Source organism: Arthrobacter sp. K41, assembly GCF_059089645.1.
In genome coordinates, this window is sequence record NZ_JBNHEW010000004.1 from 267,769 (window position 1) to 293,210 (window position 25,442).

Here is a 25,442-nt window from a genome sequence, read left to right on the forward strand (position 1 = left end):
CAGGGGCAGATGGTTATCAGGGTACCGGCGCGATGGCCTGCCGGTTCACGCTGCCGGGTCAATGCACCTGGGCGGGATTGAGCTTGACCCGCCGCAGCAGTTGGGCGTTCAGTGCCACCACAATCGTGGACGCAGACATCAGCACGGCCCCGGCAGCTGGTGACAGAACCACCCCGGCGAATGCCAGGACGCCCGCTGCCAGGGGAACTGACAGGACGTTGTACCCGGTGGCCCAAACGAGGTTTTGCCACATCTTCCGGTAGCTGGCGCGGGACAGGTCCACCATGGACAGGACGGCCCGTGGATCGTTCCCGGCCAGGACAACGCCGGCGGATTCCATGGCCACATCCGTGCCGGCACCGATGGCGATGCCAACCTCGGCGCGGGCCAGCGCGGGCGAGTCGTTGACGCCGTCGCCCACCATGGCCACTTTCATGCCGCGGGCCTGCAGTTCAGCAACTTTCTTGTCCTTGTCCGCGGGCAGGACCTCGGCGAACACCTCGTCGATGCCCAGGTCCTCGGCGATGGCCTTGGCCACCTGGCGGGCGTCACCGGTGATCATGGCCACCTTGACGCCGCGGTTCTGCAAGGCCGCCACCGCCTGCCGCGACTTGGGCCGCACTGCGTCCTCCAGGCTGACCGCACCCAGGGTGCGTCCGCCGTCGAGTACGTGCAGGACAGCCGCGCCGCGCTCCATCCACCCGCGGGTCACCTCGGCCAGGGCGGGAGGTTCGACGACGGCGAGCTCGCGCAGGAGCGCGGGTCCGCCTACGTGCAGGGTGCGTTCGTTCACGCTGGCCCGGACGCCGCGTCCCGTCAGCGCGGAGAACGAGGTGGCAGCGGGCACCGCAAGATTCCGCTCCTGTGCAGCGCGGAGGATGGCCCGGGCTACGGGATGCTCGCTGTCGGACTCCACCGCGGCAGCAAGTGCGAGCAGCACGTCGGGGTCTCCGCCGGGCACAGTGGCGATGTCCTTGAGCTGCGGTTCGCCCGTGGTGAGCGTGCCGGTCTTGTCAAAAAGGACAACATCAATGGTGCGCATGCGTTCCAGGGCCATCCGGTTCTTGATCAGCACCCCGGCGCGGGCGGCCTGCTCGGTGGAGATGGCGATGACCAGCGGGATGGCCAGGCCCAGTGCGTGCGGGCAGGCGATCACCAGCACTGTGACGGTCCGGGTGACCGCCTCCGGGACGCTGCCGAGCAGGGTCCATGCGGTGAAGGTGATGACACCGGCGCCGGCAGCGAAGTAGAACAGGAAGGCCGCTGCCCGGTCCGCCAGGGCCTGGGCTTTGGAAGAGGACGCCTGCGCTTCGGCCACGAGGCGCTGGATCCCGGCCAGGGCAGTGTCGTCACCCACAGCGGTGATCTGGACGCGGACGCTGTTGTCAGTGGCGACGGTCCCGGCCACCACGGGGTCCCCGGGGCCGCGGGAAACGGTTTTTGATTCTCCGGTGATCATGGACTCGTCGACTTCCGCCTGCCCTGTGACCACTGTCCCGTCCGCGGGCATCCTGCCGCCGGAGCGGACCAGGACGGTGTCACCTGCGCGCAGCTGGGAAATTGGGACGGTTTCGGTGCCGGTGGCGGTGATGCGTTCGGCCTCGTCGGGGAGGAGCGCGGCGAGGGCATCCAGTGCGCCCTGTGCCGAGCCGAGGGCCCGCATCTCAATCCAGTGGCCCAGCAGCATGATGGCCACCAGCAGCGCGAGTTCCCACCAGAAGTCCAGGTCGAAGCCCCCGATGCCCAGGGTGGTGATCCAGGACGCGGCGAACGCCACCGTGATGGCCATGGATATCAGCAGCATCATCCCGGGCCTGCGGGTTTTCAGTTCCCGCCATCCGCCCTTGAGGAACGGCTGGCCGCCGTACAGGAAGATCACGCTGCCCAGGATGGGCGGGATCCAGGCCGAGCCCGGGAAGGCCGGGGCCGTGTAGCCCAGGATGTGCCCCACCATGGGGCTGAAGTAGACCACCGGCAGGGACAGGGCCAGGCTCAGCCAGAACCTGTTCTTGAACATCGCTGTGCTGTGGCCTGCGTGCTGGCCGGCTGTGTGCACGGCGTGGTCATCGTCGTGGAGGCGGCTGTGTCCGTGGCCTGCGGGGGAGACGGTCACGTGGCCGGAGAGCGCGGCGGCGGGGGACCTTTGCGGTGTGGTGGCAGTCCCGCCTGCATGCACATTTTGGTGGTGCTGGGTCTGGTGTTCCATGTCAGTTTCCATTTCCACTAAGAGGTGATGGGCGCTGGGGTTGAACGGCTGTGAAGGCCGGTTGAACGCACGGCCGGGACATACCACTTCACTGACAACACTTCGAAATATACCCCCCAGGGGTATAAGCGTCAAGAGATTGTGTCAGCCAGGAACTAAAAGTCGCCGTCCACAATGCCCGTCTCGGTCGCCGGTGCGATGGAGCTCGCTGTACCGCTGGTGCCGGTTACGGACGACGTCGGTGTCCACACCATGGCTGCAGGGGTAGCGGAGGTCCGGATGCTGGCAGTCCCGCTCGCCACGCTGCCAAGGGTCACGGTCACCACTGTCCTCGGCACACCCGCTGTGGTAACCGTGGTGGCCGTCATCGTGGCGTTGAACGTGACGGTTTTGCGGTTCTTCACGAAGTTGCCCCGGGTGTTCACACTTCCCAGGTTCACCGTGCTGCCCGGCCGCTGGATGTCCAGCGTGTCTCCGCTGTTGCCCGTGCCGAGGCCCTGGACGTTGCCGTCGCGCAGGCGGACGGTTACGGGGAGGGGAGCGCCGGTCCACCCCGGGGTGACCGACGGAAGGCTTACCTGCTGGCTGTAGGTGAAGCTCACGGTGTCGCCAGCGTCCGGCCTGGCCGCCGCTCCGGTGCCGTTAACCGCCTGGACGTCAGCGCCGCGCAGGGGACTGTTGTCCACACGCCGTCCCGCAACGGTGGCGGAAATGGTTTCCCTGTTGGCGCCGTCAATGAGGATGGCGCGGAAATCGTACAACCCGTCGGGCACCTGCCGGGTGTCCCAAGTGCATGAGTACGGAGCCGCAGCCAGGGTGCAGCGCGTGGTCCAGGTGGACGTCCCTGCCGGTGCCGTTTGGATCCTGATGCTGCCGACGCCGGCTGTCGAGTTGGCTGCGGCGGTGAGGGTTGCGGTACCGGTCAGGTAAGCCCCCGGATCCTCCACCGACACGGAGGCCACGGTATTGTCCACCACCCTGTTGGTGACCGCGGCCGACGTCGTACTGACGCCTGCTGCGTCCGTGGCAATGGCACGGAAACTGTAGGAGGCGTTTGCCAGGACGGTGGTGTCGAACCGGCAGGAATAGGGCGGCTCGGTGACTGTGCAAAGCGATGACCAGGTATTGGTGCCCGTGCGGGCGTACTGGATCTGCACCTGTTCAACGCCGGAGTGTGCATCTGCGGCGGAGGCGGCAAACGTCCTGACGCCCCGCAGCGGTGTGCCCGGATCGGTCATCGTCGCTGTGGGCGCCGCGTTGTCCGCCAGGACATCCGGAATGGTCTCCGAATAGGTGGACGTGGATCCCGAGACGGCGACGGCCCGGAGGTCGTAGAACTCGTTGGCAAACGTGCCAGTGGCCCAGCTGCAGTTGTACGGGGCGAGCAGGTTCAGGCACAGGGTGTTCCACCTGTTGGCCCCCGCAACGGAATACTCGACGCGGACGGTGTAGGCCGTGTTGCCCGGGCTGTGAAGGGTGGTGGAGAGGTTCACGGTGCCGGTCACCACTTCGCCGGGATTGTTCAGGACCACCGAGAATGTATTCGCCACCGTGGTCTGGACGGTGGGCGAGGTGCTGGTGAGCCCGGCATTGTCCGTGGCCACGGCCCGCAGGCCATAAGCGCCATCGGGCGAGTCTTGCGTGTTCCACGGGCACGAATAGGGTGTTGCCGCCGCCGTGCACAGCGTGGTCCAGGCCCCGTTGGGAGGCAGCAGCTGGATGGCCACGTTGCGGATGCCGGTCTCAGCGTCGCTCGCTTCGGCAGTGAGTGTGACCGTGCCCCGTACCGTGGCTCCCGGGCTGGCCATGCTGACCGACGGCGGCGTCCAGTCGGCTGCCGTACCGAACGTGTTGGCGGTGCTCGCGGTGGTAGCGGTGAACGCAGCGGAGGAGAAGGCGGTGGACGTCGCCGTCACCAGCACAGCGAGGGCGGCCATTATCCCGACGGCGGCGCTTGCCTTCCGGCGCCGCGACCGGGCAGCTGGGGGAGCCGGGGCGGGCGGGGGAGTGCCGCCGTCGTCCCTGCCCCTGTCCTCGTGGTCCTCCTCGTCCCATGCCCTGGTGCCGAACACGGCAAGAGCGATGGCGAGCAGTGTCAAAACACTCCACCATGCCAGGGCCGGGAGGTTGCCGCTCTTCAGCCAGAGACCGGGAAGCCCCACCGAGGGGATCAGGAGCCGGGCCTGGCCGGTGATCTGGCCGCGGTCCAACGGCGTGCTGTCCGCCTCGGCATTGGCGTCTCCGGCCGTCACGAAGGTGCCGTCCCTGTTCTCTGCCACGATCCGGTGGAGACGAATTTTCTCTACTCCACCGGGCTCGGCGGAGGCAGGGCTGGTGAACTCCACCACGCCGCCCACCGGCACCTTCTGCTCGGCGCCGAACGGGGCCGCGATGACTGCGTCGCCGGCGCTGATGTGCGGCTCCATGGACCCGCTCTGAACCACAGTGCCATGCCAGCCCAGCAGGACGGGCAGCGCCGCAATCAGGGCAAGGCTCAACAGCACGCCCAGATACAGCCGCGAGAGCGTGGACGCCACCAAAAGCGTCCAGCCGTCAGCTGAAAACAGGGGCCCCCACCAGGAGGGTACCCGGGCGGACCCGGGTTCCTCCCGGTTCACGAGGTCAGGTTTGCCGCTGCCTTCCGGCTACGGCTGCGTGGGGGACTCGTCCGACTGCAGCTCCCAGACCAGGTCGATGCCCACGCGGGCACCCTGCAGTGCGTTGACGTCCTCCTGGCTCATGCCGGTGGTGTCAAAACGCCAGGTTCCGCGGTAGCTCTGCGTTTCGCCGGGGGTTCCGGCGGTCTGCCACGGTGCACCGCCGGTGGCGAAATCGCGGTTGACCGAGGCCAGTGTGGAGAGGGGCAGTTCGGGGACGGTGTTGGCAACGGGAGTGAATCCGGTGCAGTCATTGAACGAACCGCCCGTGCCCTGCTCGAGGTCAAAGTAGATCCGGTTTTCCAGGCCCTTGGAGGTAATGAGGTTCTGGGTGTAGGCCCTGACCTCGCCCGGGACGTTGGAGTTGGACGTGACTACAATGCACTTTTGGCCCGTCTGTCCGGGGACGATGTTTTCCACGGTGAAGGCGGCGGCGCCGAGATCGTCGTCGGTGAGCGTCACATTGCCGGTGCTCCATGAGCTGCCGGAGTTCCTGGTAGATGCCGTGAAGGCGGCCTGGGATCCTTGCCAGACCATGCCGCCGGCAATGAGGACGGCCAGGGGGGCAGCGCCGAACACGGCGATTTTACGGGCGCGAGCAGAGGGATTTTTCATGACTGAGACCTTGTCCTGGAACCGATGAATTGGGTTTATGCCTGGTTAACCAGGCGGACCCTCCCAGGTGTCCGCAAGCCCCCCAAGCGCTGTCAACTTCAATGTACGGGAATTTAATGCTACTTGACAGTAGTTGTCACGAGCTTGTTGCAGGACGGAAGAGAGGTGCTACCTAGGGCTTTCCCAACTTCGCCGACCCCTTCTGTTTTCACCGCGGTTTCAGGAGTAGCTGCGCCCTTGCGGCAACTTTCCGTTGTTTACAGCAGAGGTTGGCCGATTTACAGCCCGGGTACAGGCCCAGCGAACCAAGTACCGGGCGGAAATAGCCCAAGTAAGAAGCGAGTACCCACCACTGTGGTTCACCAAATGTCCCGTCGCTTCAATGGGAACCATTGCACCACCGAACTGCTTTTGGGGGAACCTCTCGTGATTACTTTGGAACTGGCAAATGACACCGGCCATGAAGGCCTTGTGCTTGAAGTCCTGCCGCAGACGCCGGCTCTTCAGATTTCCGTTTTCGGCCCGCTGACCATTCGCCGCGGCGACGTGGAGCTCAGCGCCAACCACCTGGGCGGACCCAAACCCCGCCAGGTGCTGGAAATTCTCCTGATGAACTTCGGCTCTGCGGTCTCCAAGACCCGGCTGATGGACCTGCTGTGGGGCGGCAACCACCCCGCCGCCGCGCTGCCCACACTGGAAAGCTACGTCAGCGTGCTCCGGCGCCACCTGCAGCCCGGAAGTGGTCGGACAGGTCCCTTGAAAACAGTCACCGGCGGCTATGCCATCGACCGGTCCCTGGTGGAACTGGATCTGGACCGGTTCGAGACGCTGACCAAAATGGCCGGCCAGGCGGAGCCGCGCGTGGCGCTCTCCATGCTGACAGGGGCACTTGACCTCGCGTCCGAGCCGCTGCTCGGGGATGAGCTGCTGCCGGCCTGGGCAGAGGAGGAGCGGGCTGCCCACGCAGCGCAAGTTGGCCTTGCCCGGGTCATGGCCGCAGAAACCGCCCTCTCCGTGGGCGAAGCAGGAAAGGCCATCGCCTGGAGCAGTGCCGCCGTCAAGGAAGATCCCCTCAACGAACGGGCCTGGACAGCGCTGATCCAGGGGCTCGAACAGAACGGCGAAACTACTGAAGCTCTGCGGGCCTACGACCGTTGCCGCAGGATCATCGATGAGGAACTGGGCTGCGCCCTGGGGCCGGCGCTCCGGGAAGCGCAGGCACGGCTCCTCAAAAGCACGGCGGCAACATCAGCGCCGTCAGGCATCCGTGGCACCCTTTCGGTGGTCGCCGGCAGCCGGCCCCAGGCCCCTGCGGTGCTTGAACGAAATACGGATCGCCTGCGGATCCTGATTGTTGATGACCACACCACGTTCTCAGACCTGCTGGCCGGGGCGCTGGACCGCGAGCCGGACCTGGAAAGCGTGGGAGCGACGAAGTCCGTGGCAACAGCGGTGACCATGTTCCGGGACCTCGCGCCCGACGTCGTCATCATGGACCTTCACCTTTCTGACGGCAGCGGGCTCACAGCTGCCCAGCGCATCCTCGCGGAGGCGCCGGAAACCCGCATCGTCATGCTGACGGGCAATCCGTCGCAGGAAGCGCTGTGTGAGGCCGCCCGCATCGGGATCTGCGGCTTCCTCCCGAAAGACGGCGCACTGGGAGTCATGCTAGACACACTGAGGCACGCCCACGTTGGAAACATGATCGTGAGTCCGGCGCTGGTGGCTACGTGGGGCGCCGCGGCCTGATCCTTGCCGCGGGCGGATGGTTTGCGGACGACGGCGGCTGGTGCTTGGCTGCCAAGCCGCCCCTACGCGCGGCGCAGTTTAGCCTTCGTTGAGGTCCAGCCCTCACGGTGGAGCCTGTCGAAGCCCTCCAGGAGCAGGTCCAGGGCGAACTCAAACTCGAACTGGTCATCGCACCCGTGGCCCACTACGGAGTCGGGGTCGTGTGGAGTGGCGGTGGCGACGGTCACGATGTTGGGGTACCGCTGCGCCATTTGTGCAAACATCTCCGCCTGCACTTCAGGGGCGGGCTGCGGCGCCGACTCGGTTTTCTCGGCCGCTGAGGAGTCAAACAGTTCCTGGGTGAATCCCCACATCCGACCGCCGAGGGCATGCATGGCATGGTGGGTGAGGTCAGGGGACAAACCGCCGGCGAGGAACAGTCCGGCGAAGGACTCCTGGTAGTCAAGGACAGCCGTAGTGGGTTTGGTGCGGGTCTCGATCGCCGGCCTCGCCCATGCGTGCCGCTGGAGCGTTCGGCGGGCGGACAGTACCCGGTTCCGGATCGCGGTCTTCCAGTCCGCGTGGGTTTCGGGCGGGTCAATTTCACCGATGATGACCTCCACCATCCCGTCCAGAAGGTCTTCCTTGTCCGAGACGTGCTTGTACAGGGCCATGGGAACGACGGAAAGCTCCTGGGCGAGTCTGCGCATGCTGAGCGCCTCGACTCCAATGACGTCCGCGAGTGCTACGGCGGCGAGCAGAACCCGCTCACGGTTTAACCGCACGCGCTCAGCTGTTTTCGCCTGCGTCATCGGGCTCCTTCCGCGGAGTTTGAGGATAAGCCGTTGACAAGTGTACGCGGTACACCTAAAGTCGCAATCAATAGAAGTGTACGCCGTACACCTCAACAGTAAGGGAGGCGCATCATGGCCAGTTCGGAACCGGGCACAAAGCTCCGTCCTATGGTTTCTCACCGGAAGACCTCGCTGGCTGCCGGCGTGCTTTACCTCCTCACGTTCGTGTCTATCCCCACCCTATTCCTCTATGGCGAGGTGAAAACCGATCCCGGATACATCGCCGGTCCCGGTCCCGACACCCTTGTTATTGTCGGCGGGCTCCTGGAGGTGGTTGTTGCCCTGGCCTGCATCGGGACCGGTGTGGCGCTGTATCCGGTGGTGAAGCGACAGAATGAAGGGCTCGCGCTCGGGTTCGTGGCTGCGCGGATTCTGGAGGCCGGGGCCATTTTCGCCGGCGTTGTGGCGCTGATGTCCATCGTCACCCTGCGCCAGGCCGGCGTTGGAGAGGACGGGCTCATCACCGGTCAGGCGCTGCTGGCCCAGCATGTCTGGACCACGCTGCTCGGCCAGGGCCTGATGCCCGCGTTCAACGCACTGCTGCTCGGTTCGCTCATGTACAAGTCCCGGTTGCTGCCACGGGTGCTGCCGGTGTTCGGGTTGATCGGGGCGCCGCTGCTGATTGCGGGAGCAGTGGGCACGCTCTTCGGCTTCTGGGGCCCTGTGTCGCCGCTGGCCGGACTCGGTGCGCTGTGCCTGACCGTCTGGGAGTTTGGAATGGGCATCCGTCTGGTCGTGAAGGGCTTCAACCCCGACGCCGTGGCGAAGCTCGCCACAGCCGATGCCTAAGACGCGTGGGTCGAGGCCGGCGGTGAGTGCTGCCGGCATCACCGGCTAAGCACGGGCTCGTTGCTTTATCCAGCCCCCTAGGGCCGTGGCGGCGAACAGCAGCAGGCCGATGAAGGCCAGCCACAGCAGGCCCTCGATAATGAGGCCCAGGATTGACAGGACGAACCAAATAACAAGCAGTGTGATGAGCAGTCCCATGACCGAATACCTGCTTCGGGTCAGACCATCTGCTAGTTACTGTCGGAAACCGCTGAGCTGACGGCAGTTGGGCTGTCGTACTCCTGGTCCGGGATCGCTTCAAGGGCCTGGATGACATTGCTGTCAGCGCCAGAGTCCTTTGCTTTGGACAACAAGGCGTCGCGGTTGGCGGGATATTCCACGCCGCCGAGGAACTTCTGAATCTGGATGGGGTTGGGGGTCTCGGCCATCGTGCCAGTTTCCTTTCTGCTGTCCGGATCTTGTCTCTGCGCTAACTGCCCGGGAAAGAGAGGCCGGGCAGATGTTCATCGTAGGCCGGTACGTCTTAGAAAAGAAGACTGCTTTCCTGCCCTGCGCCGGTAGAGATCGTGCCCCAACCCATGCGGCAGGAAGTGTAGGCAACCTCTTCTCCGGACATGTGGTGACGCGCGGGGCCTGCCACTCGGGAAACTGCCGCGTCGGTTTTCAACCATGTTTGGACGAGGAAGTCCCGGTTTAGTGACAGGGAGACCGGTCAGGACATCCACGAAAGCCCCGTTGCGGCTATAGGCCAGCACGGCAACGTCCGAGGGAGCGGAACCGGAATTACTCTGCCCCACCTGCCGGTAATGCCCCTCATCACCCGCGGGGCTACCTTGTCGCCATGGAACGCATGGCCGTACCCGAGGACATTGATGCCATCTGCAGGGGCCTGCCGGAAGTTGAACTCGGGACTTCCTGGGGTGACCGCCCAACGTACAAAGTTCCACGCGGACCGAAAGGACGAGGTTTCGTGCTGTACCGGGCCCCACATAAAACCGCCGTGGACCCGGAAACCGGCGAGCTATACCAAGACCTGCTCGTCATCGTCGTCCCGGATGACGCCGCCAAGGCAGCACTGGTCGAGGACCCGTCCGTTCCTTTCTTCACCATTCCGCACTTCGACGGCTACAACGCAGTCCTGGTGCAGGAGTCGCGGCTGGGCGAGATCGCGCGCGACGAACTGGCCGAGATCATCGTCGAAGCCTGGGCCGCCCGCGCGCCCAAAAGACTGGTGGCTGCGTTCTTCGCCGGCCGCTGAGCGCGTTAAGTAAGCGAGCGTTGGAGGAAAGGCGGCATTAAGTGAGAGACCGTCCCAATAAAACGGGCATCAAGTGAGAGAGCGTCCGGGAAAAGCGTGCGTTAAGTGAGAGAGCGTCCTGGGGGAGGTGCGTGCTTGACGGTCCGGAGCGCTTTTGGATATCCTGAACGAACGGTCGGTAAATAATTCCGCACGTCCCAGAAGGTCTTTGCATAGGAGCAACCATGGCAGCGCAGAACCTGCAGTCAGTGCCAGCCGAGCTATCCCCGGAGGAGCAGGCGGCCCAGGAGGCGGAAGCCCAGGCCCACTTCGACCGCGTCATGGCTGAGGACTCCCGCATCGAGCCCAAGGACTGGATGCCGGCGGCCTACCGCAAGACCCTGCTGCGCCAGATTTCCCAGCACGCCCACTCCGAAATCATCGGCATGCAGCCCGAAGCAAACTGGATTTCCCGTGCCCCCAGCCTGAAGCGCAAGGCCATCCTCATGGCCAAGGTTCAGGACGAGGCCGGCCACGGGCTTTACCTCTACAGCGCCGCCGAAACCCTTGGCCAAACCAGGGACAAGATGATGGACGACCTCATCGCCGGCAAGGCCCGCTACTCGTCCATCTTCAACTACCCGGCCCTCACCTGGGCGGACATGGGCGCCATCGGCTGGCTGGTGGACGGCGCCGCCATCTGCAACCAGGTCCCGCTGTGCCGCGCCTCCTACGGCCCCTACGGCCGGGCCATGGTCCGGATCTGCAAGGAAGAATCGTTCCACCAACGCCAGGGCTTCGAGATCCTCCTCGAACTCTCCAACGGCACTCCGGAGCAGAAGCAGATGGCCCAGGACGCCGTCAACCGCTGGTACGCCCCGGCCTTGATGATGTTCGGCCCGCCGGATGACGATTCGCCCAACTCCAAGCAGTCCATGGCCTGGAACATCAAGCGCTTCAGCAACGACGAACTCCGCAGCCGCTTCGTGGGCATGATGGTGGAACAGGTCCGGGTCCTCGGCCTCACCCTCCCGGATGACCAGATCCGCTTCAACGAGGACTCCAAAAAGTGGGAGCACGGCCCGCTGGACTGGCACGAGTTCCAGGAAGTCCTCGCCGGCCGCGGCCCCTGCAACGCGCAGCGTTTGGAGCGCCGGAGGGAAGCGCACGACGACGGCGCCTGGGTCCGCGAGGCAGCTGCCGCTTACGCAGTAAAGCAGCAGGTTAGGGAGTCGATGAAGACGAAGGAATACGCAGCATGAGCCCCCACGGCAACCCGGAAGTTCCCGCCAGTTCGGCCGCAGACATCAACACCGACGCGGCGAAGGTCCCGGCCGGCCCGGACACCACGGTCAACACCGCGGCATCGGCTCCGGCGCCTACAGCACCGGTACCGGTATCGGCCACCGAACGGGAATATGCTGCCGCAGCCACGGGCCGCGGCGCCTGGGGTCTGTGGGAGGTTTTCGTCCGGTCCAGCCGCGGTCTCAGCCATGTCCACGCCGGGTCCCTGCACGCTCCGGATGCCGCCATGGCACTGCGCAACGCCCGTGATCTTTACACCCGCCGCAACGAAGGCGTCTCCATCTGGGTTGTCCCGGCTGAAGCCATTGCCGCGAGCGATCCGGATGCCAAGGGTTCGTTCTTTGAGTCGCCGCAGGGCAAGGACTACCGGCACGCCACGTACTACACCAAGAGCGAAGGGGTAAAGCACCTGTGAACACCCCCGCATCGAACACCCAGGAAACATCAGGCCACGGCGACATCTCCACTGGCGTCCAGGCCCCGTCGGGAAGCGGCGACAGCAATGCCAGCGCCACCAGAATCACCCCCGGCAATGCCCTGCGCCCGGAGGACATTGCCCTCGAGGTCCGTACCGGCCTGGCCAAGCCGTCAGAGGATGTTGCCGAGTACGCCCTGCGGCTCGGCGATGACGCGCTGATCCTCGCCCAGCGTTTGGGCCACTGGATTTCCCGTGCCCCGGAGCTGGAGGAGGACGTGGCCCTGGGCAACATCGCCCTGGACCAGCTGGGCCACGCCCGGAGTTTCCTCAGCTACGCCGGCGGTGCACTGTCCAACGAAGACGGCACGGCCAAGTCCGAGGACGATCTTGCGTACTTCCGCCGGGAGCACGAGTTCCGCAGCGTCCAGTTGTTCGAGCAGCCCAACGGCGACTTCGCGGTGACCATCGCCCGCCAGTTCATCGTGAGCTACTACCAGTTCGAGCTCTACCGCCGGCTCACGGAATCAACGGACGCCACCCTGGCCGCCATCGCAGCCAAGGCTGTGAAGGAAGTGGACTACCACCGGGACCACAGTGCCCAGTGGGTCCTCCGCCTGGCTGGCGGCACCGAGGAGTCGCGCCGCAGGATGATTCACGGCCTGCGCCTGATGTGGGCGTACGTCAACGAACTGTTCCAAGACGATGAGCTGACGCAGCGGCTCGCCGAGGCGGGTGCCGCCGTCGCGCCTTCCACCCTGCGGGAGGACTTTGACCGGCTCACCGGTGAGGTCCTTGCAGAAGCAGAGCTCGAGGTGCCGGACGTCCCGGCTGCCCCGGGCGGCGGCCGGCACGGCAGGCACTCGGAGCACCTGGGCTACCTCCTCGCGGAGATGCAGGTCCTCGCCCGCGAGTACCCCGGAGCGAAGTGGTGACCACCCAGGCCATGTACATCTCGGACTTCGAAAGCCGGACGCGCACGCCGCGGCAGAAGGCGTGGGACATCGCCGCCACCGTGTGTGATCCGGAGATCCCCGTGCTCACCATCGAGGACCTGGGCATCCTGCGGAACGTACAGGTGGCAGCCAACAACAGAGTGACCGTCACCATTACCCCCACCTATTCCGGCTGCCCAGCCATGGACGCCATCCGCGATGACCTGCAGGCTGCGTTCACAAAGGAGGGCTACACGGACATCCATGTGGACCTGGTGCTCGCCCCCGCCTGGACCACGGACTGGATGACCGAGGCAGGAAAACAAAAGCTGCAGGAGTACGGCATCGCCCCGCCGTCGGGCATGTCCAACCCAGCAAGGCAAGCCGGCCCCATCCGCCTCCAAATGGCCGTCAAGTGCCCGCAGTGCGCCAGCCTGCACACCAAGGAACTCACCCGCTTCGGCTCCACCTCCTGCAAAGCGCTGTACGTGTGCCAGGACTGCAAGGAACCGTTCGACTACTTCAAAGTGCTGTAAGGAAGCCCCATGCCTGTTGTCCGCCAGACCGCCGCAGAGACGGCGCAGGCCACCGGCCGCCGTCGTCCGTCCTTCCACACCCTGGCCGTGAAGGAGGTGCGCCGGCTCACCGAGGATGCCATCGAGGTGGCCTTCCATGTCCCAGCGGAGCTCGCCGGCCAGTTCGACTACCTGCCCGGCCAGTACGTGGCCCTGCGCACCAAGCTCCCGGACGAGACCGGCGAGCTGCACGAGGTGCGCCGCAGCTACTCCATCTGCGCCGAGCCGCGCAGCTTCGCGGACGGCAGCAGCGAGATCCGGGTGGCGGTGAAGAAGGACCTGGGCGGGCTGTTCTCCACGTGGGCCAACGCCGAACTGAAGGCTGGGGACACCCTGGATGTGATGAGCCCCATGGGCGCGTTTGTGTCCCGGCACGGCCGCGACGGCAAGGCCGTGGAGCAGAACCGGATGAACTCCATGAACAACCCGGAGGAGCTGGCGGGGGACGTCGCCGCCCACGGGGAGGCGAGCTTCGTGGCCATCGCCGCGGGCAGCGGCATCACCCCGGTGATCGCGATCGCCCGGACGCTGCTGGCCAAGAACCCGGAGTCGCGGTTCGACCTGATCTACGCCAACAAGGCTGCGATGGACGTGATGTTCCTGGAGGAGCTGGCGGACCTGAAGGACAAGTACCCGCAGCGTCTGGCCATCCACCACGTGCTGTCCCGCGAGCAGCGGATCGCGCCGCTGCTGTCCGGCAGGATTGACGCCGAGAAGCTCCAGCAGCTGCTGGGCACGGCCATCCACGCGGACGATGTGGACGAGTGGTTCCTGTGCGGGCCGTTCGAGCTGGTGCAGCTGTGCCGGGACACCCTGGCCGAGCGCGGGGTGAAGCCGGAGAACGTCCGGTTCGAGCTGTTCACCTCGGGCAAGCCGGACCGGCCGGAGGGGCACGCCGGCCGGCCAGTGGTGGTGGACGAGTCCAAGGAGACGTACAAGATCACGTTCAAGCTCGACGGCCTGCAGGGCGAGGTGGCCAGTCCCACCCACGCCCGCGAGTCCATCCTGAACGCCGCGCTGCGGGTCCGTCCGGATGTGCCGTTCGCGTGCGCCGGGGGAGTGTGCGGCACGTGCCGGGCCAAGGTCGTCACCGGCAGTGTGACCATGGACGAGAACTACGCGCTGGAGCAGGATGAGCTGGACAAAGGGTACGTGCTGACCTGCCAAAGCCACCCCACCAGCAAGGAAGTCACCGTCGACTTCGACGTCTAAGTCTCTTCAACTTCAAGGAGTTCCATGATTTCCCACTCCATCAACAACGGCGTCGCCGAGGTCGTCCTGGACGCACCGCACAAGCTGAACTCGCTGGATGAGCAGGCGCTCGCGGATTTAACCCGGGCGTACGACGACGCTGCTGCCGCCGCCTCCGGCGGTGAGGTGCGGGCGCTGCTGCTGAGGGGAGAGGGCCGCGCCTTTTGCGCCGGCCGGGACATCCAGAACGTGACGCCGGAAAACGACGACGCCGCCGCGTATCTGGGCGGGCTGGTGGAGCCGCTGCTGAAGAAGATGAGCGCGTTCCCGGCGCCCACGTTCGCTGCGGCCCAAGGCGCTTGCCTCGGTGTGGGGCTGGGGCTGCTGCTGGCCACGGACGTGGTGTACGTGGCGGAGAATGCGAAGTTCGGCTCGCCGTTCGCCAAGCTGGGCGCCACGCTGGATTCGGGCGGGCACTGGTACTTCACTGAGCGGCTGGGCATGCACCGGACGCTTGACCTGATTTATACGGCTGAGCTGATCAGCGGCAGTGAGGCCGTGGCGCAGGGGATGTTCAGCCGTGCTATGCCGGCGGACGAGCTGCTGGAGACCACGCGGGGGATTGTCTTGAAGGTCGCCACAGGGGCGACGGGCGCTTTTGTGGCCAGCAAGGAGCTGGTGGCGCACATCCGCGACCAGCGACTGGGCCTGTGGGAAGCCATGACCGAGGAGAACACCGAACAGGCACGGCTCTGCAAAACCGACGACTACGCCGAGGGTTTCCGGGCGTTCCAGGAGAAGCGCGAACCCCGGTTTATGGGCAGCTGAGGGTCAGGACGGTACGGGTTCTGCGTACGGATCAAGGCCCTCTGAGCTGTTATCTGTGGAAGCTGGCAGATCCGGCACCGTGAGAGGCTGGAACAGCTCACGCAACTGGTTTCCCACCATGTGCGCTTCCATTAGGTGCTCGCTCATGTCACTGGAGCCGAGGACGCCTGCGGCGTAGTCCCTCAGCTCGTTCTGCAGCTCAAGGAGTTCGGCGTGAAGATCGTTGTTGGTCCGCACCCAGCCGCAGTCCTGGGACGCCGCCCTCGTCAAGCCACTCATGACCTGGGCAGCCCGGTTGATTTTCTGTGCCATCTCGGACGTCAGTTCCATAAGCAAGCCCCCCGGGCTGGTCGATGCAGGCGCCACTGAGGCCTACGCCACAATGAAGGATGAATGAATCATATCCGTTTTAGGTCTCCTGCGCCCTACTTTCTTGAGGAAACCTTGAGCTTCAGGATGCCGGAGAATTGCCATGGGTAGTTGCTGATTTGTAAGGTTCAGCTATGACTAAGGGGAAAGCTATAACCAAAGCCGTGATTCCTGCTGCCGGATTGGGAACTCGCTTCCTGCCCGCCACCAAGGCAATGCCGAAGGAAATGTTGCCGGTGGTTGACCGTCCGGCCATCCAGTACGTGGTGGAAGAGGCCGTCAAGTCCGGCCTCGACGACATCCTGATGATCACGGGCCGCAGCAAGCGTGCGCTGGAGGACCACTTCGACCGTGCACCGGGCCTGGAGCGCGTGCTGGAGGAAAAGGGCGACAAGGACCGGCTGGAAGCCATCCACTACGCTTCAGAACTCGGTCCCATCCACTACGTCCGCCAGGGCGAGGCCAAGGGCCTGGGCCACGCGGTGCTGTGCGCCAAGCAGCACGTGGGCAATGAGCCGTTCGCCGTCCTCCTGGGTGACGACCTTATTGATGAGGCGGAGACTCTGCTTGAGACCATGATGGAGGTGCAGCAGAAGACCGGAGGTTCCGTGATTGCCTTGATCGAGGTGGACCCGTCCCAGATCAGTGCTTACGGTTGCGCGGACATCACCCCTGTGGACGGCGAGGATTACGTCCGCGTCAACAGCCTGGTTGAGAAGCCGGCTGTGGCTGAGGCTCCGTCAAACCTGGCCGTGATAGGTCGCTACGTGCTGCACCCGACCGTGTTCGGCGTCCTGGAAAACACTGCTCCGGGCCGCGGCAACGAGATCCAGCTGACTGATGCGCTGCAGACCTTGGCTGCTGGTGAGGGCGAAGGCTCCGGCGTGTACGGCGTAGTGTTCAAGGGCCGCCGCTTCGACACCGGTGACAAGCTCAGCTACCTCAAGGCTGTCATCACCTTGGCGTCTGAGCGCGTGGAGTTCGGCGAGGACCTGAAGACGTGGCTGAAAGGCTTCGTAGGCTAGATTGCCCTGTACTAACTTTTTTAGAGGTCCGCTGCCGGGAGGCGGCGGGCCTCTAGTTTTTTTAGCGCAAGCGCGGCGAGTAGGGCGCCTATGACGGCGCCTGACAAGTTTGTCACAAGGTCCGTTGGGCTTGCAAAGCGATTGTGTAGAAACAGGAGCTGGCCCAGTTCCATGCTGCAGGAGATGAGTAGACCGAATATTCCTATTTGCCACCAACGCTTTTTGGCAAAAGCAAGCTTGCTTATAATTCCGATGGGGATAAAAAGAGCGACGTTCGCGGATGCTTCAATAAACTTGTAATTGATCCGGCGGGGCAGGCCATGGCTGTGAAGGAATTTCAGGATGGCTGCGAGTTGGCCTTGTACGGGCTGGTCTATGGGGCTCGGCCAAAATGCGATCAATGCCAGGGGAACCAGCATGGCAATCAGGACCAATCGCCACAGCCGATAGTTCTCGAGCTGTTTCACTCGGCCCTTAGGCAGTTCGTAAAAGGGCTAGCGCTGCAGTGGCAAGTGCGGCGACCGCCAGCAGCGCCAGCAAAACATAGGAGAGCGCTTGAGGGCCGGGGAGGGGTATGGAAAAGTCGCAGTGCCGCGGTGTTCGCTGCCAATGTCTCCCCATAGGTCTAATAGATACCACAACTTCGCCGACGCCTCGGCCGGTGAGTATGCTAAGCCCTTAAATGAAAAAGGTGGGTGTGCTCCGTTCTGGAGTACACCCACCTTCTTCGGCGGTTATCGGGTCATGCTGTTATGCAGCGACCTCGGACTTGGCGCGGCGGCGAACAACAACTACTGAAGTTGCGCCTGCAGCCAGGGCGCCTGCGCCAACTAGGGTCCAGAGGACCAGGCCGGAGTCAGCGCCGGTGTTGGCTAGGCCGGTGCCACTACCCGTGTTGGCCAGGGGAGCCCCTGCGGTGTTGCCGCCGGTGCTGGCCAAAGAAGCTACAACGGTAACCGTAACGGGACCGACGGTAACGCCTGATTCCTGGCCGGTTGCGGTGATGGAGTACGTGCCGGCCTCGCTGATAGCGATCGGGAGGGAAATTGCACCCTGGGCGTCAGCGGTTGCCTGCAGTGTCTGGGCTTCGGCTACAACGCTGATGCGCGCGGCCACCGAGCGGCCTCCGGCAATGTTGGCGCCATTGGAAGCGGGAGCCTGTCCCGGCGTGACGCGAATGATGAGCGGTTCACCAGCGCGGAATCCCTGGCCGCGGAAGACGAAGTTTTCGCCCGGGCCTACGACACCGTCAGAAACTGCAGCCTGAGGCGGAAGAGCCGGGTATGTGTTGGTGGTGGCCATGGCGGGAGCCGAGCCAATCAGGGCGATGGAGCCAGCAAGTGCGAGTGCTGCAAGAGTTTTCTTCATGAGTGTCCCCCCGGAGACGTTTAAGTTTTGGTGTACCCGATTGTGAGGAATTTTTCCTCTCCACACGAGACCTGTGTGGAACTACGGATAGTGATCCCGAGAAAGACGTTACCATCCGCTCCACGTCGTGAGCAATGTCAATCGAGACGGTTTACATTGTGTTAACGCGCAATCCGCATTTCTAGCTGCACGGGACCGTCTCTGTGGCTAATGTCACGTCTTTTACATCTTGAACTGTGGGCGTGACAACCACGTTAGGTTCTGTGTGCTGGACGATCTTGCCAAAGGTGAACTCGACCGTTCGGCTTTCTCCTGGCGCAAGCCGAATGGCAAGTACGCCCACCGGCCTGTTGCTGTGGATGTAAGGCGCGAATTCTGTTCTTTGTCCATCCAGTTTCGCCGTTTCCACCTGAGCTTGAACCGGGCCATAGGCAACGACATTCGTTTGTACGGATCCAGGGGGAACGCCGAAGTTTCCATTCCCGGTGACGTAGGCGGGCAATGAATCGGCTGCATGCGTCGGGGCCGTGTTCGTGCTCGTGATGCGGATGGTCGTCTGCTCGTAGCCGTCCCTTGGACATTCTTTGACGAGCTGAACTGTGCGCTTGACGTAGTAGTCCATCTTCGCGCCGGTGCCATCGTTGAAGTAGACCCCAAATTGGGCTGGGGCGATGCTAGAGCCAGACACTGACCCGCCGAGAGCGTAGTCGCCTATAACGGCTTGTTCTGTCGGAAGTGATGACCATACGAGAACCCGTCCCTCGGCAGCACCGCGACCGAGACCCTCGAGAATCCCCTCTTCGTTTCCATTACCGTCAGACAGGGCTGCGAATATCTCTTGGGCGACGCCCGCAAAATAAGCATCCTGCAGCGTGGGCTGCTCAATCTTCGCGTAGACGTCTGATAGCAGAGTTGGAACAACGTTGTTACCGTTGAGTTCGGTAGGCAAACCAGCGGCCGCTGAGGCCAGAAGCTCGCTATCGGAGACCTGTACAGGACCGGTGGCATCCAAAATGTAGCCCAACACCACCGGATCGACAGATATAACGCCGTCAACTGTCTGCCCCGTTTTCTGTTGCCACATGGTTCGAGCAGTCATGGCTGCCGTAGGGAAGTCAGGCGTGAGGTTCACATCCTGCATAAATTTCCCTAAGCGAGACGTATATATATGACGCTGCTCCGGTTCTATATCCACCAAAGGGGACATTGGACCCAGTGCACTAGCGCTGTTCTGTGCTGCAAGCGTCAACTTTCCCTTGTCGAGTGTCAGCACGGCAAGGGCTCCAGGAATGCCTCCGCTTGCACGCGTTTCAGCATTATTCTGGATCATTAGCAGGTAATTACGCGGGGACTTGGAGCCAAGCATGTCTGGAGCCACGCTTGCTGCATCAGCGGCTGCATGCAAAGTACTGGTCACACCGTTGAGTTGGTCTCGTGCCTGCTCGAGGGGTTCCCCGACTTGAGGGAGCAAAGTGGCAGCGTCAATCTGATTCAGCCTCTCGGCCGAAAGATGAATAGCGCGAGCCGCAGATGCAACGCTAGGCGCAGCCGCCTCGAGTTGAGTGAGATCAGTTCCTGAGCTGCCAGGAATCAGCCTTTTCCAGTCAAGGGAACTGTAAACACTGACCAAGGGTTGTAAACCCCTAATTGCTACGTCGTCTGCCGAACGAGCTATTTCGGCTACAGCGCCAAAGTTCGCTCCTACTCCGGGGAGGATTGTTGCCAACGTCCATACTGGATCGTTTGCGGCTTCCTTCGCCGCTGACGTCCGAATCCGAAATTCTTCGACTGTCGCTGAAGCACCAGCAGGGTTGTTGTCTGCGACATGATGCCTAATCGAAGCGATTAGTCTCGACGCTGCCGTCAGTTCAGAGTGAATCGTTGCTGCCTTAGTTGCCAGATATGCTGCGCCCGCTCCTGAGACAACTAATAACACCAGGCAGGACAACAGAACTATCCGCAAATGCCGGCGACTAGGTGTCCCGCGGCTGTGGGGACGCCCTTCATTTTCGGAGTTCTCAACGTGGTTGCGCCTGTTGGGAATGTTATCCATGTCAAGGACGTCCCAAACCTCGATATACCCAACCGGCGGCTCGCCATTTGGCAGCATCAAGGGCGTTTCGGCCATCAAGGATGCGCGGCGACGATACGACTCCCGCTAGATCGTAGGGATCTAGGTCACAGTATTCCTTCCACTCTGTGAGCAGAAGTAGGGCGTCTGCGCCCTGAATAGCGGTACGTGTGTCCGTCTCGTAGTGGAGTTCAGGGAAACGACGACCTGCGTTACGAAGGGCCTTTGGGTCGGTTACTGTAACAACAGCACCCTGTAGCTGCAGTTGCGCAGCTATGCTTAGGGCCGGCGAGTCCCGGACGTCATCGCTTTCCGGCTTGAAAGCGGCGCCCAAGACAGTGACGCGTTTTCCAAGTAGGGATTCGTTGCATAGGTCGCGAGTTAGCTCCACAACTCGGCTTCTGCGTCGCATATTAATTGAGTCAACTTCTCGAAGAAATGTAAGGGCTTGATCAGCGCCTAGCTCCCCGGCCCGTGCCATGAAGGCTCGAATATCTTTGGGTAGGCAACCACCACCAAAGCCGATGCCGGCGTTTAGGAACTTCCGTCCAATTCTCTCATCCATACCTATTGCATCTGCTAACTGTGTGACGTCCGCTCCGGCAGCCTCACACAGTTCCGCCATCGCATTAATGAACGAAATTTTCGTAGCTAGGAAGGAATTGGCTGCAGTTTTGACGAGTTCCGCGGTTGGATGGTCTGTAACTAGGCGAGGGGTGCCAGATTGCAGAGAAGCGGAGTACACGTCGTCAAGGATCGCCACGGCCCGATGCTCTTCAGACCCCCCCTGGACTCCATATACAAATCGGTCAGGCTGTAAGGTATCTGAGACCGCATGGCCTTCCCTCAAGAACTCGGGATTCCAAACTAGGTCCACATCCGAATTATGGGCGGTAATGGAGCCTGCAAGCCGCTCTGCAGTGCCTACGGGAACAGTAGATTTACCAACTACAAGGTCGCCGCCGGACAGGTACGGAATAAGTCCTGCTATTGCAGCATTTACATATGTCATGTCTGCGCCGTTTTCCGCTTTCTTCTGCGGCGTTCCAACACAGACAAAGTGCACAGAGCTTCCTGCGGCCGCTGCCATGTCTGTTGTGAACGAGAGGCGACCCGTTTCTTGAACTTCACGCAGCAAGTCAGTCAAACCTGGTTCATAAAAAGGAGCCCTAGCCGCAGATAGCTCCTGTATTTTCAGTTCGTCAACGTCAATTCCTACTACTTCGTGGCCGAGTTTAGCCATGCAGGCAGCATGAACTGCACCGAGGTAACCGCATCCGATTACGCTGATACGCATAGTTGTGTTTCCTTCTTCATGAGGCATAGGGCTAGGGGCATGACGCTTAGTAGGCGCCAGTACTCTGGAAAACAGCGCGGACGGTCCTGAGAAGAATTACCAAGTCGCCGGTCAAGGACCAGTTCTCAACGTAGTAGAGATCAAGTCGAACCGAATCTTGCCAAGATAGATTGGAACGACCGCTGACTTGCCAGAGGCCCGTCAATCCGGGCTTCACTAGCAGCCTCCGGCGGACATCATGCTCGTAAATTTCGACTTCTCTGGGCAACGGTGGCCGCGGACCAACCAAGCTCATAGAACCACTTACGACGTTGAAAAGTTGTGGCAGTTCGTCGAGGCTGTACCGTCTCAATACCGCTCCTGCGCGAGTTACACGAGGATCCTGACGCATCTTGAACAAAACGCCATTGCCTTCATTCTTTTCAGCTAATTCGTTAAGTTTGGCTTCAGCGTCGATAACCATGGATCGGAACTTTAACATCCTAAAGGGCGAACCCTCTCTGCCGATGCGGTCTTGTTTGAAAAGAATTGGTCCAGGGCTGTCAAACTTAACCACTAGGGCTACAACGGCTAGTACGGGCAGTGCTACGAGGATAAGAAGGGTGGCCAGCAAGATATCGAATAGCCTTTTTGCCACGCCTTGGCCACCTTCCAGGGCGGGAGTGGTTACGTGAATAAGGGGAAGCCCCGCGACTTGTTGCGTGTGGATGCGCGGGCCAGCAATATCCGTAAGGGCTGGAGCCATAATCAGCCCAACGTTTTTCGCCGCTAGCTCCCAGCCCAGATGGCGAAGCGTCTGAGGGTGAAGTTGGACGCCGGCTGAAATTGCTACCGCATCTGCGTCACAAGCCCTTATCGCCGCTAGAATCGAGGCCGGATCAGGGGCTGTACCTAAAATAGGCAGTTTGGACTCGGCTTCTAGTTCTTTCCTTCCTGAGGATCCAGGGGAGTATCCAGCAATTGGTAAATATCCCGCGTGCTTAGCGCGCCTCAAGGAGGATGCCAAATGAACAATGGCGCTAGGTCCACCTACCAACATCAGGCGGGACATGCTGTCCCCCTTATGACGATCAACACTCAGATGCTGCCGGAGCATCCAACGCCCTAAAAGAAGACCAGCAAGGCCGACCGGAAGGGCGACTCCGACATAGCCGCGCGCCGTATCAATACGAAAAACGTAGGAGAATATGGCTATCAAACCGAACAACCAAAGCGAGGCGGCAGCCACGCGCTTATACTCCTCGGCGCCAGAACCCAGCACTCGACGTTCACGACTATTCCAAGCAGCTAGCATGAGCCACCATACAATCGCTAAAGTGACAGATAGGATTGCGTAAGGAGCATCCTGACCGGCAATCCCACCAGGCTCAACGCCAAATCGAATGACAAAGGCCCCGATTACTGCCCACCCTACGACGAGGGCATCAAGGATTTGTAGGCGTCTAGTGTAAGCACGGTGCCACGCAGGCACTGAATCTCGTGACCATTCCTCCTGGCTCACATCGTTCTGCAGAACGTCACGGTTTCTCGTCATTGGAGACCCCTGCTTCAACATTTTGCTGGCCTATTATTCGCTTGGTTCCATGTACGCCTGCTCGGTCAGGCTCACTTTGCAATACAACTGACACCTGGCGTGCGACTAGATCAATCCGGTAGCGACTGGCAGCTTCCCGTGCAGCTGCGCCAAGTCTTGCTCGCAGTGATCTATCGCGAATGAGGTTGTCCAGTGCCTTGGCGAGTTGGAGCGATTGACTGGGGTCGACGAGCAAGCCCGTGCGCTCATGATCAATAGTTTCAAGTGGACCCCCCGAATTTGCTGCTACAACAGCGCGGGCGGCGGCCATTCCTTGAACCACCACCTGGCCGAATGGTTCAGGAAGGATGCTGGCGTGAACCAGGATGTGGCCCGTAGCTAAAACCGATTCCACTCCTGTTATGTGGCCGCGCAAAGAAACGCGGTCGTCTAGCTCATGCTCTTTGATAAACGCCTTGAGTTTGCTTTCATACTCAAATTCACCGAAAAGAGCGCCGCCCACAATCTCGGCCTGCCAGTTGCTGTTTTCTAGTTCATCGCGCAATACTACCAATGAGCGCAAAAATTCTAACTGACCTTTCCAGGGACTGAGTCGGCCGAGCATGATGAGTTTTGGGGTCGCTTGTGATGGTGCAGGCGGCAACTCGTAAAATGAATCGGCGACTGCTGACGGTATCACGCTGGTACGCGCTGATGAGAGAGGCGAAGATGAGGCTGTGCTCGCCGAATTAGCGATTACATGCGCAACGCGGACACGAATCAGAAGACGGCTCAAAAGCGCGGAAATCTTGCCCAAATATGCTGGAGTCAATTGATCACGCTGATGAAAAATTAGGCGCCTACCATGGAGGGGAAGCGTTGAAAGTACAAGAACACTTCGTAGTGTATTTGCGTAAACGGTAGGACTAGAATATTGCTTCAAGACATTCGCGTAGTCCTTACGCATCTTCAATAAAGTTTCAATACGCAGGATTATTGCTTGCAACCTATGAACGGTTCCTAGGTGCTCTGCTGCCCGCGATCCAAAGTCCATGCGGGCGGCGGACCATGACACACCGGGCAGACCCTGAAGACTTTGTGAAAGCGGCCCGGATTTATCTACGTGAACATGCACTTTGTGAGCAAGACCTTCGCGGACAAGATCTAGTAGCGCGATTTCTCCGCCTGACATAACGGACGTGTGGTTGAAAATTAAAACGTCCACCGGGGTTTTGATTTCCACTGATATTTGGCTCCTAATTCTCATGGAACGCCGCCGGAATCCAATTCAAGGTGTGCCTTTCAAATTCTGGGCGATCGAATTTGAAGGCTCGCGTGATGCACGCTTCCTTGTTAACGCTGACTGCAACTTCAACGGCTGCCCTGATGTCATCAGGAGAATTGAAGTCAGTTAGCGCACCGGTCACGCCAGGTAGGAGGCTTTCCGAAGCCCCGCCCATGGTTGTGGCCACGACAGGAGTTCCGGTTGCCATTGCTTCAACTGGCATGATGCCGAAATCTTCAATTGCAGGAAAAACAAATGCCAGTGCCTTTTGGTATAGGGCGTAAAGCATCGCATCAGAGACCCTGCCTAGAAATATAACTGGGACGGTGGCGTTGGCGGCCACCACTCGCAATCTCTCCAGGTCAGGTCCGGAACCTGCGACCACAACGGGAAGTTTTGTTGCATCTCCCGCCTGTATGACAGCATCCAACTTCTTGTATGGGACAAGCCTGGACGCCCCCAGCAAGAAGGACTCTGGGATAGAAGCGAGGATATCTTGCTCATTCTGGCTGAGACAATCAATCCAGTTGCCTACCGCAGAAATTCCGGAGACGTTGACAGGCGGATATATGACTACTGCCTCTTGGTCCCAAGAGTCCTGTACCCGTTGCTTTACGAAGTTGCTATTCGCTGCAATCGCAACTGGCTGTTTGGCGCGATGCCGGTCCAATGCTCTGAATGCGGGCGCGACGGACCTGACGGTTGCGCTTGCTCCTCTGTGGTCCAGATGAGCTGCCCATATATACCTGGCCGGCGTGTGCGCGTAGACGTAGGTTGGGACCGGACGCATTTTCCTGCCGGAAGCGACGTGGTGTGCAAAAAGGTGCGAACTCACCAGCGCCCAATCGTAGTGGCCAAGAGGTGCCTTGCTCCATACGTCAGGCATGAACGGCAAAGCTAATGATTTTCGCTTACGCAGAGGCGTTTTAGCCAGCCAAGATTCCTGAACGCGTCCGGTCTCATAACGATCTTCATGATCATTCCAAAGGCAGAAGATATCTGTTGAAGGAAAAATTCGGGCGAACTCGTCCAGGACCTTTTCCGCTCCTCCGGTTTCCTCGATCCACTCGTGAACGAGCAGTCCTCGGAAGTCAGACTTCCCCATACGAGTCAAAGCGTCCCCCCAGTGAATCCAAAAACGCTGTCATCGGAGAGCAGCGCATGCCGAGGCCGATTCAG

Annotated in this window: 24 protein-coding genes; 10 read left to right on the forward strand and 14 right to left on the reverse strand. The window is 61.6% G+C overall.

Going from position 1 to position 25,442, the window contains the following annotated elements; all coding sequences use genetic code 11:
- Nucleotides 1–58: 58 nt before the first annotated feature.
- The 3 genes from AC5RTE_RS11890 to AC5RTE_RS11900 form a co-directional block, all read right to left on the reverse strand.
- Complete coding sequence (locus AC5RTE_RS11890; protein ID WP_494041598.1) at nucleotides 59–2,206, reverse strand: copper-translocating P-type ATPase; 2,148 nt, start codon at nucleotides 2,204–2,206, stop codon at nucleotides 59–61.
- A gap of 155 nt (nucleotides 2,207–2,361) precedes the next feature.
- Nucleotides 2,362–4,824 carry an Ig-like domain-containing protein gene (locus AC5RTE_RS11895; protein ID WP_494041599.1) on the reverse strand — a complete coding sequence of 821 codons (2,463 nt, stop codon included), beginning with the start codon at nucleotides 4,822–4,824 and terminating at the stop codon, nucleotides 2,362–2,364.
- 27 nt (nucleotides 4,825–4,851) lie between these two features.
- Nucleotides 4,852–5,478, reverse strand: a complete 627-nt coding sequence (locus tag AC5RTE_RS11900; RefSeq protein ID WP_494041600.1) for a hypothetical protein — start codon at nucleotides 5,476–5,478, stop codon at nucleotides 4,852–4,854.
- A gap of 426 nt (nucleotides 5,479–5,904) precedes the next feature.
- Between AC5RTE_RS11900 and AC5RTE_RS11905 the strand changes: the two genes are divergently transcribed.
- The gene (locus tag AC5RTE_RS11905) at nucleotides 5,905–7,227 is read left to right on the forward strand and encodes a BTAD domain-containing putative transcriptional regulator (RefSeq protein WP_494041601.1); all 1,323 of its coding nucleotides are present in this window, start codon (nucleotides 5,905–5,907) and stop codon (nucleotides 7,225–7,227) included.
- A 62-nt stretch (nucleotides 7,228–7,289) separates the two neighbouring features.
- Here the strand turns inward: AC5RTE_RS11905 and AC5RTE_RS11910 are convergent, their stop codons facing one another.
- Entirely contained in the window at nucleotides 7,290–8,018 is a 729-nt protein-coding gene (locus AC5RTE_RS11910; protein ID WP_494041602.1) for a TetR/AcrR family transcriptional regulator C-terminal domain-containing protein, read from the reverse strand.
- A 150-nt stretch (nucleotides 8,019–8,168) separates the two neighbouring features.
- On the opposite strand from AC5RTE_RS11910, the gene AC5RTE_RS11915 reads away from it, so the two are divergent.
- Nucleotides 8,169–8,849 (forward strand): DUF4386 domain-containing protein, encoded by a 681-nt coding sequence (locus AC5RTE_RS11915; protein ID WP_494041603.1) that lies wholly within the window; start codon nucleotides 8,169–8,171, stop codon nucleotides 8,847–8,849.
- Nucleotides 8,850–8,894: 45 nt separating this feature from the next.
- Here AC5RTE_RS11915 and AC5RTE_RS11920 read toward each other — a convergent pair whose 3' ends face one another.
- Nucleotides 8,895–9,047 (reverse strand): hypothetical protein, encoded by a 153-nt coding sequence (locus AC5RTE_RS11920; RefSeq protein ID WP_494041604.1) that lies wholly within the window; start codon nucleotides 9,045–9,047, stop codon nucleotides 8,895–8,897.
- 32 nt (nucleotides 9,048–9,079) lie between these two features.
- Entirely contained in the window at nucleotides 9,080–9,277 is a 198-nt protein-coding gene (locus AC5RTE_RS11925; protein ID WP_494041605.1) for a DUF2795 domain-containing protein, read from the reverse strand.
- Between the two features lie 413 nt (nucleotides 9,278–9,690).
- On the opposite strand from AC5RTE_RS11925, the gene AC5RTE_RS11930 reads away from it, so the two are divergent.
- The 7 genes from AC5RTE_RS11930 to AC5RTE_RS11960 all read left to right on the forward strand — a co-directional run bounded on the left by AC5RTE_RS11930 (nucleotide 9,691) and on the right by AC5RTE_RS11960 (nucleotide 15,335).
- A complete protein-coding gene (locus AC5RTE_RS11930; RefSeq protein ID WP_494041606.1) occupies nucleotides 9,691–10,107 on the forward strand; it encodes an MmcQ/YjbR family DNA-binding protein in 417 nt (138 codons plus the stop codon).
- Nucleotides 10,108–10,331: 224 nt separating this feature from the next.
- Nucleotides 10,332–11,348 carry a 1,2-phenylacetyl-CoA epoxidase subunit PaaA gene (gene paaA, locus AC5RTE_RS11935; RefSeq protein WP_494041607.1) on the forward strand — a complete coding sequence of 339 codons (1,017 nt, stop codon included), beginning with the start codon at nucleotides 10,332–10,334 and terminating at the stop codon, nucleotides 11,346–11,348.
- Nucleotides 11,345–11,806: a 1,2-phenylacetyl-CoA epoxidase subunit PaaB gene (gene paaB / locus AC5RTE_RS11940; RefSeq protein WP_494041608.1), complete on the forward strand. Its 462-nt coding sequence runs from the start codon at nucleotides 11,345–11,347 to the stop codon at nucleotides 11,804–11,806. The genes paaA and paaB overlap by 4 nt, the downstream gene beginning before the upstream one ends.
- Entirely contained in the window at nucleotides 11,803–12,741 is a 939-nt protein-coding gene (gene paaC / locus AC5RTE_RS11945; protein WP_494041609.1) for a 1,2-phenylacetyl-CoA epoxidase subunit PaaC, read from the forward strand. Before paaB ends, paaC begins: the two co-directional genes overlap by 4 nt.
- Nucleotides 12,742–12,752: 11 nt before the next feature.
- Nucleotides 12,753–13,277: a 1,2-phenylacetyl-CoA epoxidase subunit PaaD gene (gene paaD / locus AC5RTE_RS11950; RefSeq protein ID WP_494041748.1), complete on the forward strand. Its 525-nt coding sequence runs from the start codon at nucleotides 12,753–12,755 to the stop codon at nucleotides 13,275–13,277.
- A gap of 9 nt (nucleotides 13,278–13,286) precedes the next feature.
- Nucleotides 13,287–14,528, forward strand: a complete 1,242-nt coding sequence (gene paaE / locus AC5RTE_RS11955) for a 1,2-phenylacetyl-CoA epoxidase subunit PaaE (protein ID WP_494041610.1) — start codon at nucleotides 13,287–13,289, stop codon at nucleotides 14,526–14,528.
- A 24-nt stretch (nucleotides 14,529–14,552) separates the two neighbouring features.
- Nucleotides 14,553–15,335, forward strand: a complete 783-nt coding sequence (locus AC5RTE_RS11960) for an enoyl-CoA hydratase/isomerase family protein (RefSeq protein ID WP_494041611.1) — start codon at nucleotides 14,553–14,555, stop codon at nucleotides 15,333–15,335.
- A gap of 3 nt (nucleotides 15,336–15,338) precedes the next feature.
- Here the strand turns inward: AC5RTE_RS11960 and AC5RTE_RS11965 are convergent, their stop codons facing one another.
- Entirely contained in the window at nucleotides 15,339–15,647 is a 309-nt protein-coding gene (locus AC5RTE_RS11965; protein ID WP_494041612.1) for a hypothetical protein, read from the reverse strand.
- A gap of 191 nt (nucleotides 15,648–15,838) precedes the next feature.
- Here AC5RTE_RS11965 and galU point away from each other — a divergent pair, with 191 nt between their 5' ends.
- Nucleotides 15,839–16,729, forward strand: a complete 891-nt coding sequence (galU, locus tag AC5RTE_RS11970; RefSeq protein ID WP_494041613.1) for a UTP--glucose-1-phosphate uridylyltransferase GalU — start codon at nucleotides 15,839–15,841, stop codon at nucleotides 16,727–16,729.
- A 20-nt stretch (nucleotides 16,730–16,749) separates the two neighbouring features.
- On the opposite strand, the gene AC5RTE_RS11975 is transcribed toward galU, so the two are convergent.
- The 7 genes from AC5RTE_RS11975 to AC5RTE_RS12005 form a co-directional block, all read right to left on the reverse strand.
- Nucleotides 16,750–17,196, reverse strand: a complete 447-nt coding sequence (locus AC5RTE_RS11975) for a VanZ family protein (RefSeq protein WP_494041614.1) — start codon at nucleotides 17,194–17,196, stop codon at nucleotides 16,750–16,752.
- Nucleotides 17,197–17,479: 283 nt separating this feature from the next.
- Nucleotides 17,480–18,097, reverse strand: a complete 618-nt coding sequence (locus AC5RTE_RS11980) for an LPXTG cell wall anchor domain-containing protein (protein WP_494041615.1) — start codon at nucleotides 18,095–18,097, stop codon at nucleotides 17,480–17,482.
- A gap of 181 nt (nucleotides 18,098–18,278) precedes the next feature.
- Nucleotides 18,279–19,463 (reverse strand): DUF4012 domain-containing protein, encoded by a 1,185-nt coding sequence (locus AC5RTE_RS11985; RefSeq protein ID WP_494041749.1) that lies wholly within the window; start codon nucleotides 19,461–19,463, stop codon nucleotides 18,279–18,281.
- 688 nt (nucleotides 19,464–20,151) lie between these two features.
- On the reverse strand, nucleotides 20,152–21,465 hold the full coding sequence (locus AC5RTE_RS11990) for a UDP-glucose dehydrogenase family protein (RefSeq protein ID WP_494041616.1): 1,314 nt from the start codon (nucleotides 21,463–21,465) through the stop codon (nucleotides 20,152–20,154).
- Between the two features lie 46 nt (nucleotides 21,466–21,511).
- Nucleotides 21,512–22,999 (reverse strand): sugar transferase, encoded by a 1,488-nt coding sequence (locus AC5RTE_RS11995; RefSeq protein ID WP_494041617.1) that lies wholly within the window; start codon nucleotides 22,997–22,999, stop codon nucleotides 21,512–21,514.
- The gene (locus tag AC5RTE_RS12000) at nucleotides 22,983–24,221 is read right to left on the reverse strand and encodes a glycosyltransferase family 4 protein (protein WP_494041618.1); all 1,239 of its coding nucleotides are present in this window, start codon (nucleotides 24,219–24,221) and stop codon (nucleotides 22,983–22,985) included. The genes AC5RTE_RS11995 and AC5RTE_RS12000 overlap by 17 nt, the downstream gene beginning before the upstream one ends.
- Nucleotides 24,222–24,234: 13 nt before the next feature.
- On the reverse strand, nucleotides 24,235–25,368 hold the full coding sequence (locus AC5RTE_RS12005; protein WP_494041619.1) for a glycosyltransferase: 1,134 nt from the start codon (nucleotides 25,366–25,368) through the stop codon (nucleotides 24,235–24,237).
- Nucleotides 25,369–25,442: the final 74 nt, after the last annotated feature.

Bases quoted from the DNA above. Each gene is read 5' to 3' on its own strand.
- AC5RTE_RS11890 (WP_494041598.1), bottom strand. From the start codon at position 2,206: ATGGAACACCAGACCCAGCACCACCAAAATGTGCATGCAGGCGGGACT.
- AC5RTE_RS11900 (WP_494041600.1), bottom strand. From the start codon at position 5,478: ATGAAAAATCCCTCTGCTCGCGCCCGTAAAATCGCCGTGTTCGGCGCT.
- AC5RTE_RS11910 (WP_494041602.1), bottom strand. From the start codon at position 8,018: ATGACGCAGGCGAAAACAGCTGAGCGCGTGCGGTTAAACCGTGAGCGG.
- AC5RTE_RS11915 (WP_494041603.1), top strand. From the start codon at position 8,169: ATGGTTTCTCACCGGAAGACCTCGCTGGCTGCCGGCGTGCTTTACCTC.
- AC5RTE_RS11920 (WP_494041604.1), bottom strand. From the start codon at position 9,047: ATGGGACTGCTCATCACACTGCTTGTTATTTGGTTCGTCCTGTCAATC.
- AC5RTE_RS11925 (WP_494041605.1), bottom strand. From the start codon at position 9,277: ATGGCCGAGACCCCCAACCCCATCCAGATTCAGAAGTTCCTCGGCGGC.
- AC5RTE_RS11930 (WP_494041606.1), top strand. From the start codon at position 9,691: ATGGAACGCATGGCCGTACCCGAGGACATTGATGCCATCTGCAGGGGC.
- paaA (WP_494041607.1), top strand. From the start codon at position 10,332: ATGGCAGCGCAGAACCTGCAGTCAGTGCCAGCCGAGCTATCCCCGGAG.
- paaB (WP_494041608.1), top strand. From the start codon at position 11,345: ATGAGCCCCCACGGCAACCCGGAAGTTCCCGCCAGTTCGGCCGCAGAC.
- paaD (WP_494041748.1), top strand. From the start codon at position 12,753: ATGTACATCTCGGACTTCGAAAGCCGGACGCGCACGCCGCGGCAGAAG.
- paaE (WP_494041610.1), top strand. From the start codon at position 13,287: ATGCCTGTTGTCCGCCAGACCGCCGCAGAGACGGCGCAGGCCACCGGC.
- AC5RTE_RS11960 (WP_494041611.1), top strand. From the start codon at position 14,553: ATGATTTCCCACTCCATCAACAACGGCGTCGCCGAGGTCGTCCTGGAC.
- AC5RTE_RS11965 (WP_494041612.1), bottom strand. From the start codon at position 15,647: ATGGCACAGAAAATCAACCGGGCTGCCCAGGTCATGAGTGGCTTGACG.
- galU (WP_494041613.1), top strand. From the start codon at position 15,839: ATGACTAAGGGGAAAGCTATAACCAAAGCCGTGATTCCTGCTGCCGGA.
- AC5RTE_RS11980 (WP_494041615.1), bottom strand. From the start codon at position 18,097: ATGAAGAAAACTCTTGCAGCACTCGCACTTGCTGGCTCCATCGCCCTG.
- AC5RTE_RS11985 (WP_494041749.1), bottom strand. From the start codon at position 19,463: ATGCTTGGCTCCAAGTCCCCGCGTAATTACCTGCTAATGATCCAGAAT.
- AC5RTE_RS11990 (WP_494041616.1), bottom strand. From the start codon at position 21,465: ATGCGTATCAGCGTAATCGGATGCGGTTACCTCGGTGCAGTTCATGCT.
- AC5RTE_RS11995 (WP_494041617.1), bottom strand. From the start codon at position 22,999: ATGACGAGAAACCGTGACGTTCTGCAGAACGATGTGAGCCAGGAGGAA.
- AC5RTE_RS12005 (WP_494041619.1), bottom strand. From the start codon at position 25,368: ATGGGGAAGTCTGACTTCCGAGGACTGCTCGTTCACGAGTGGATCGAG.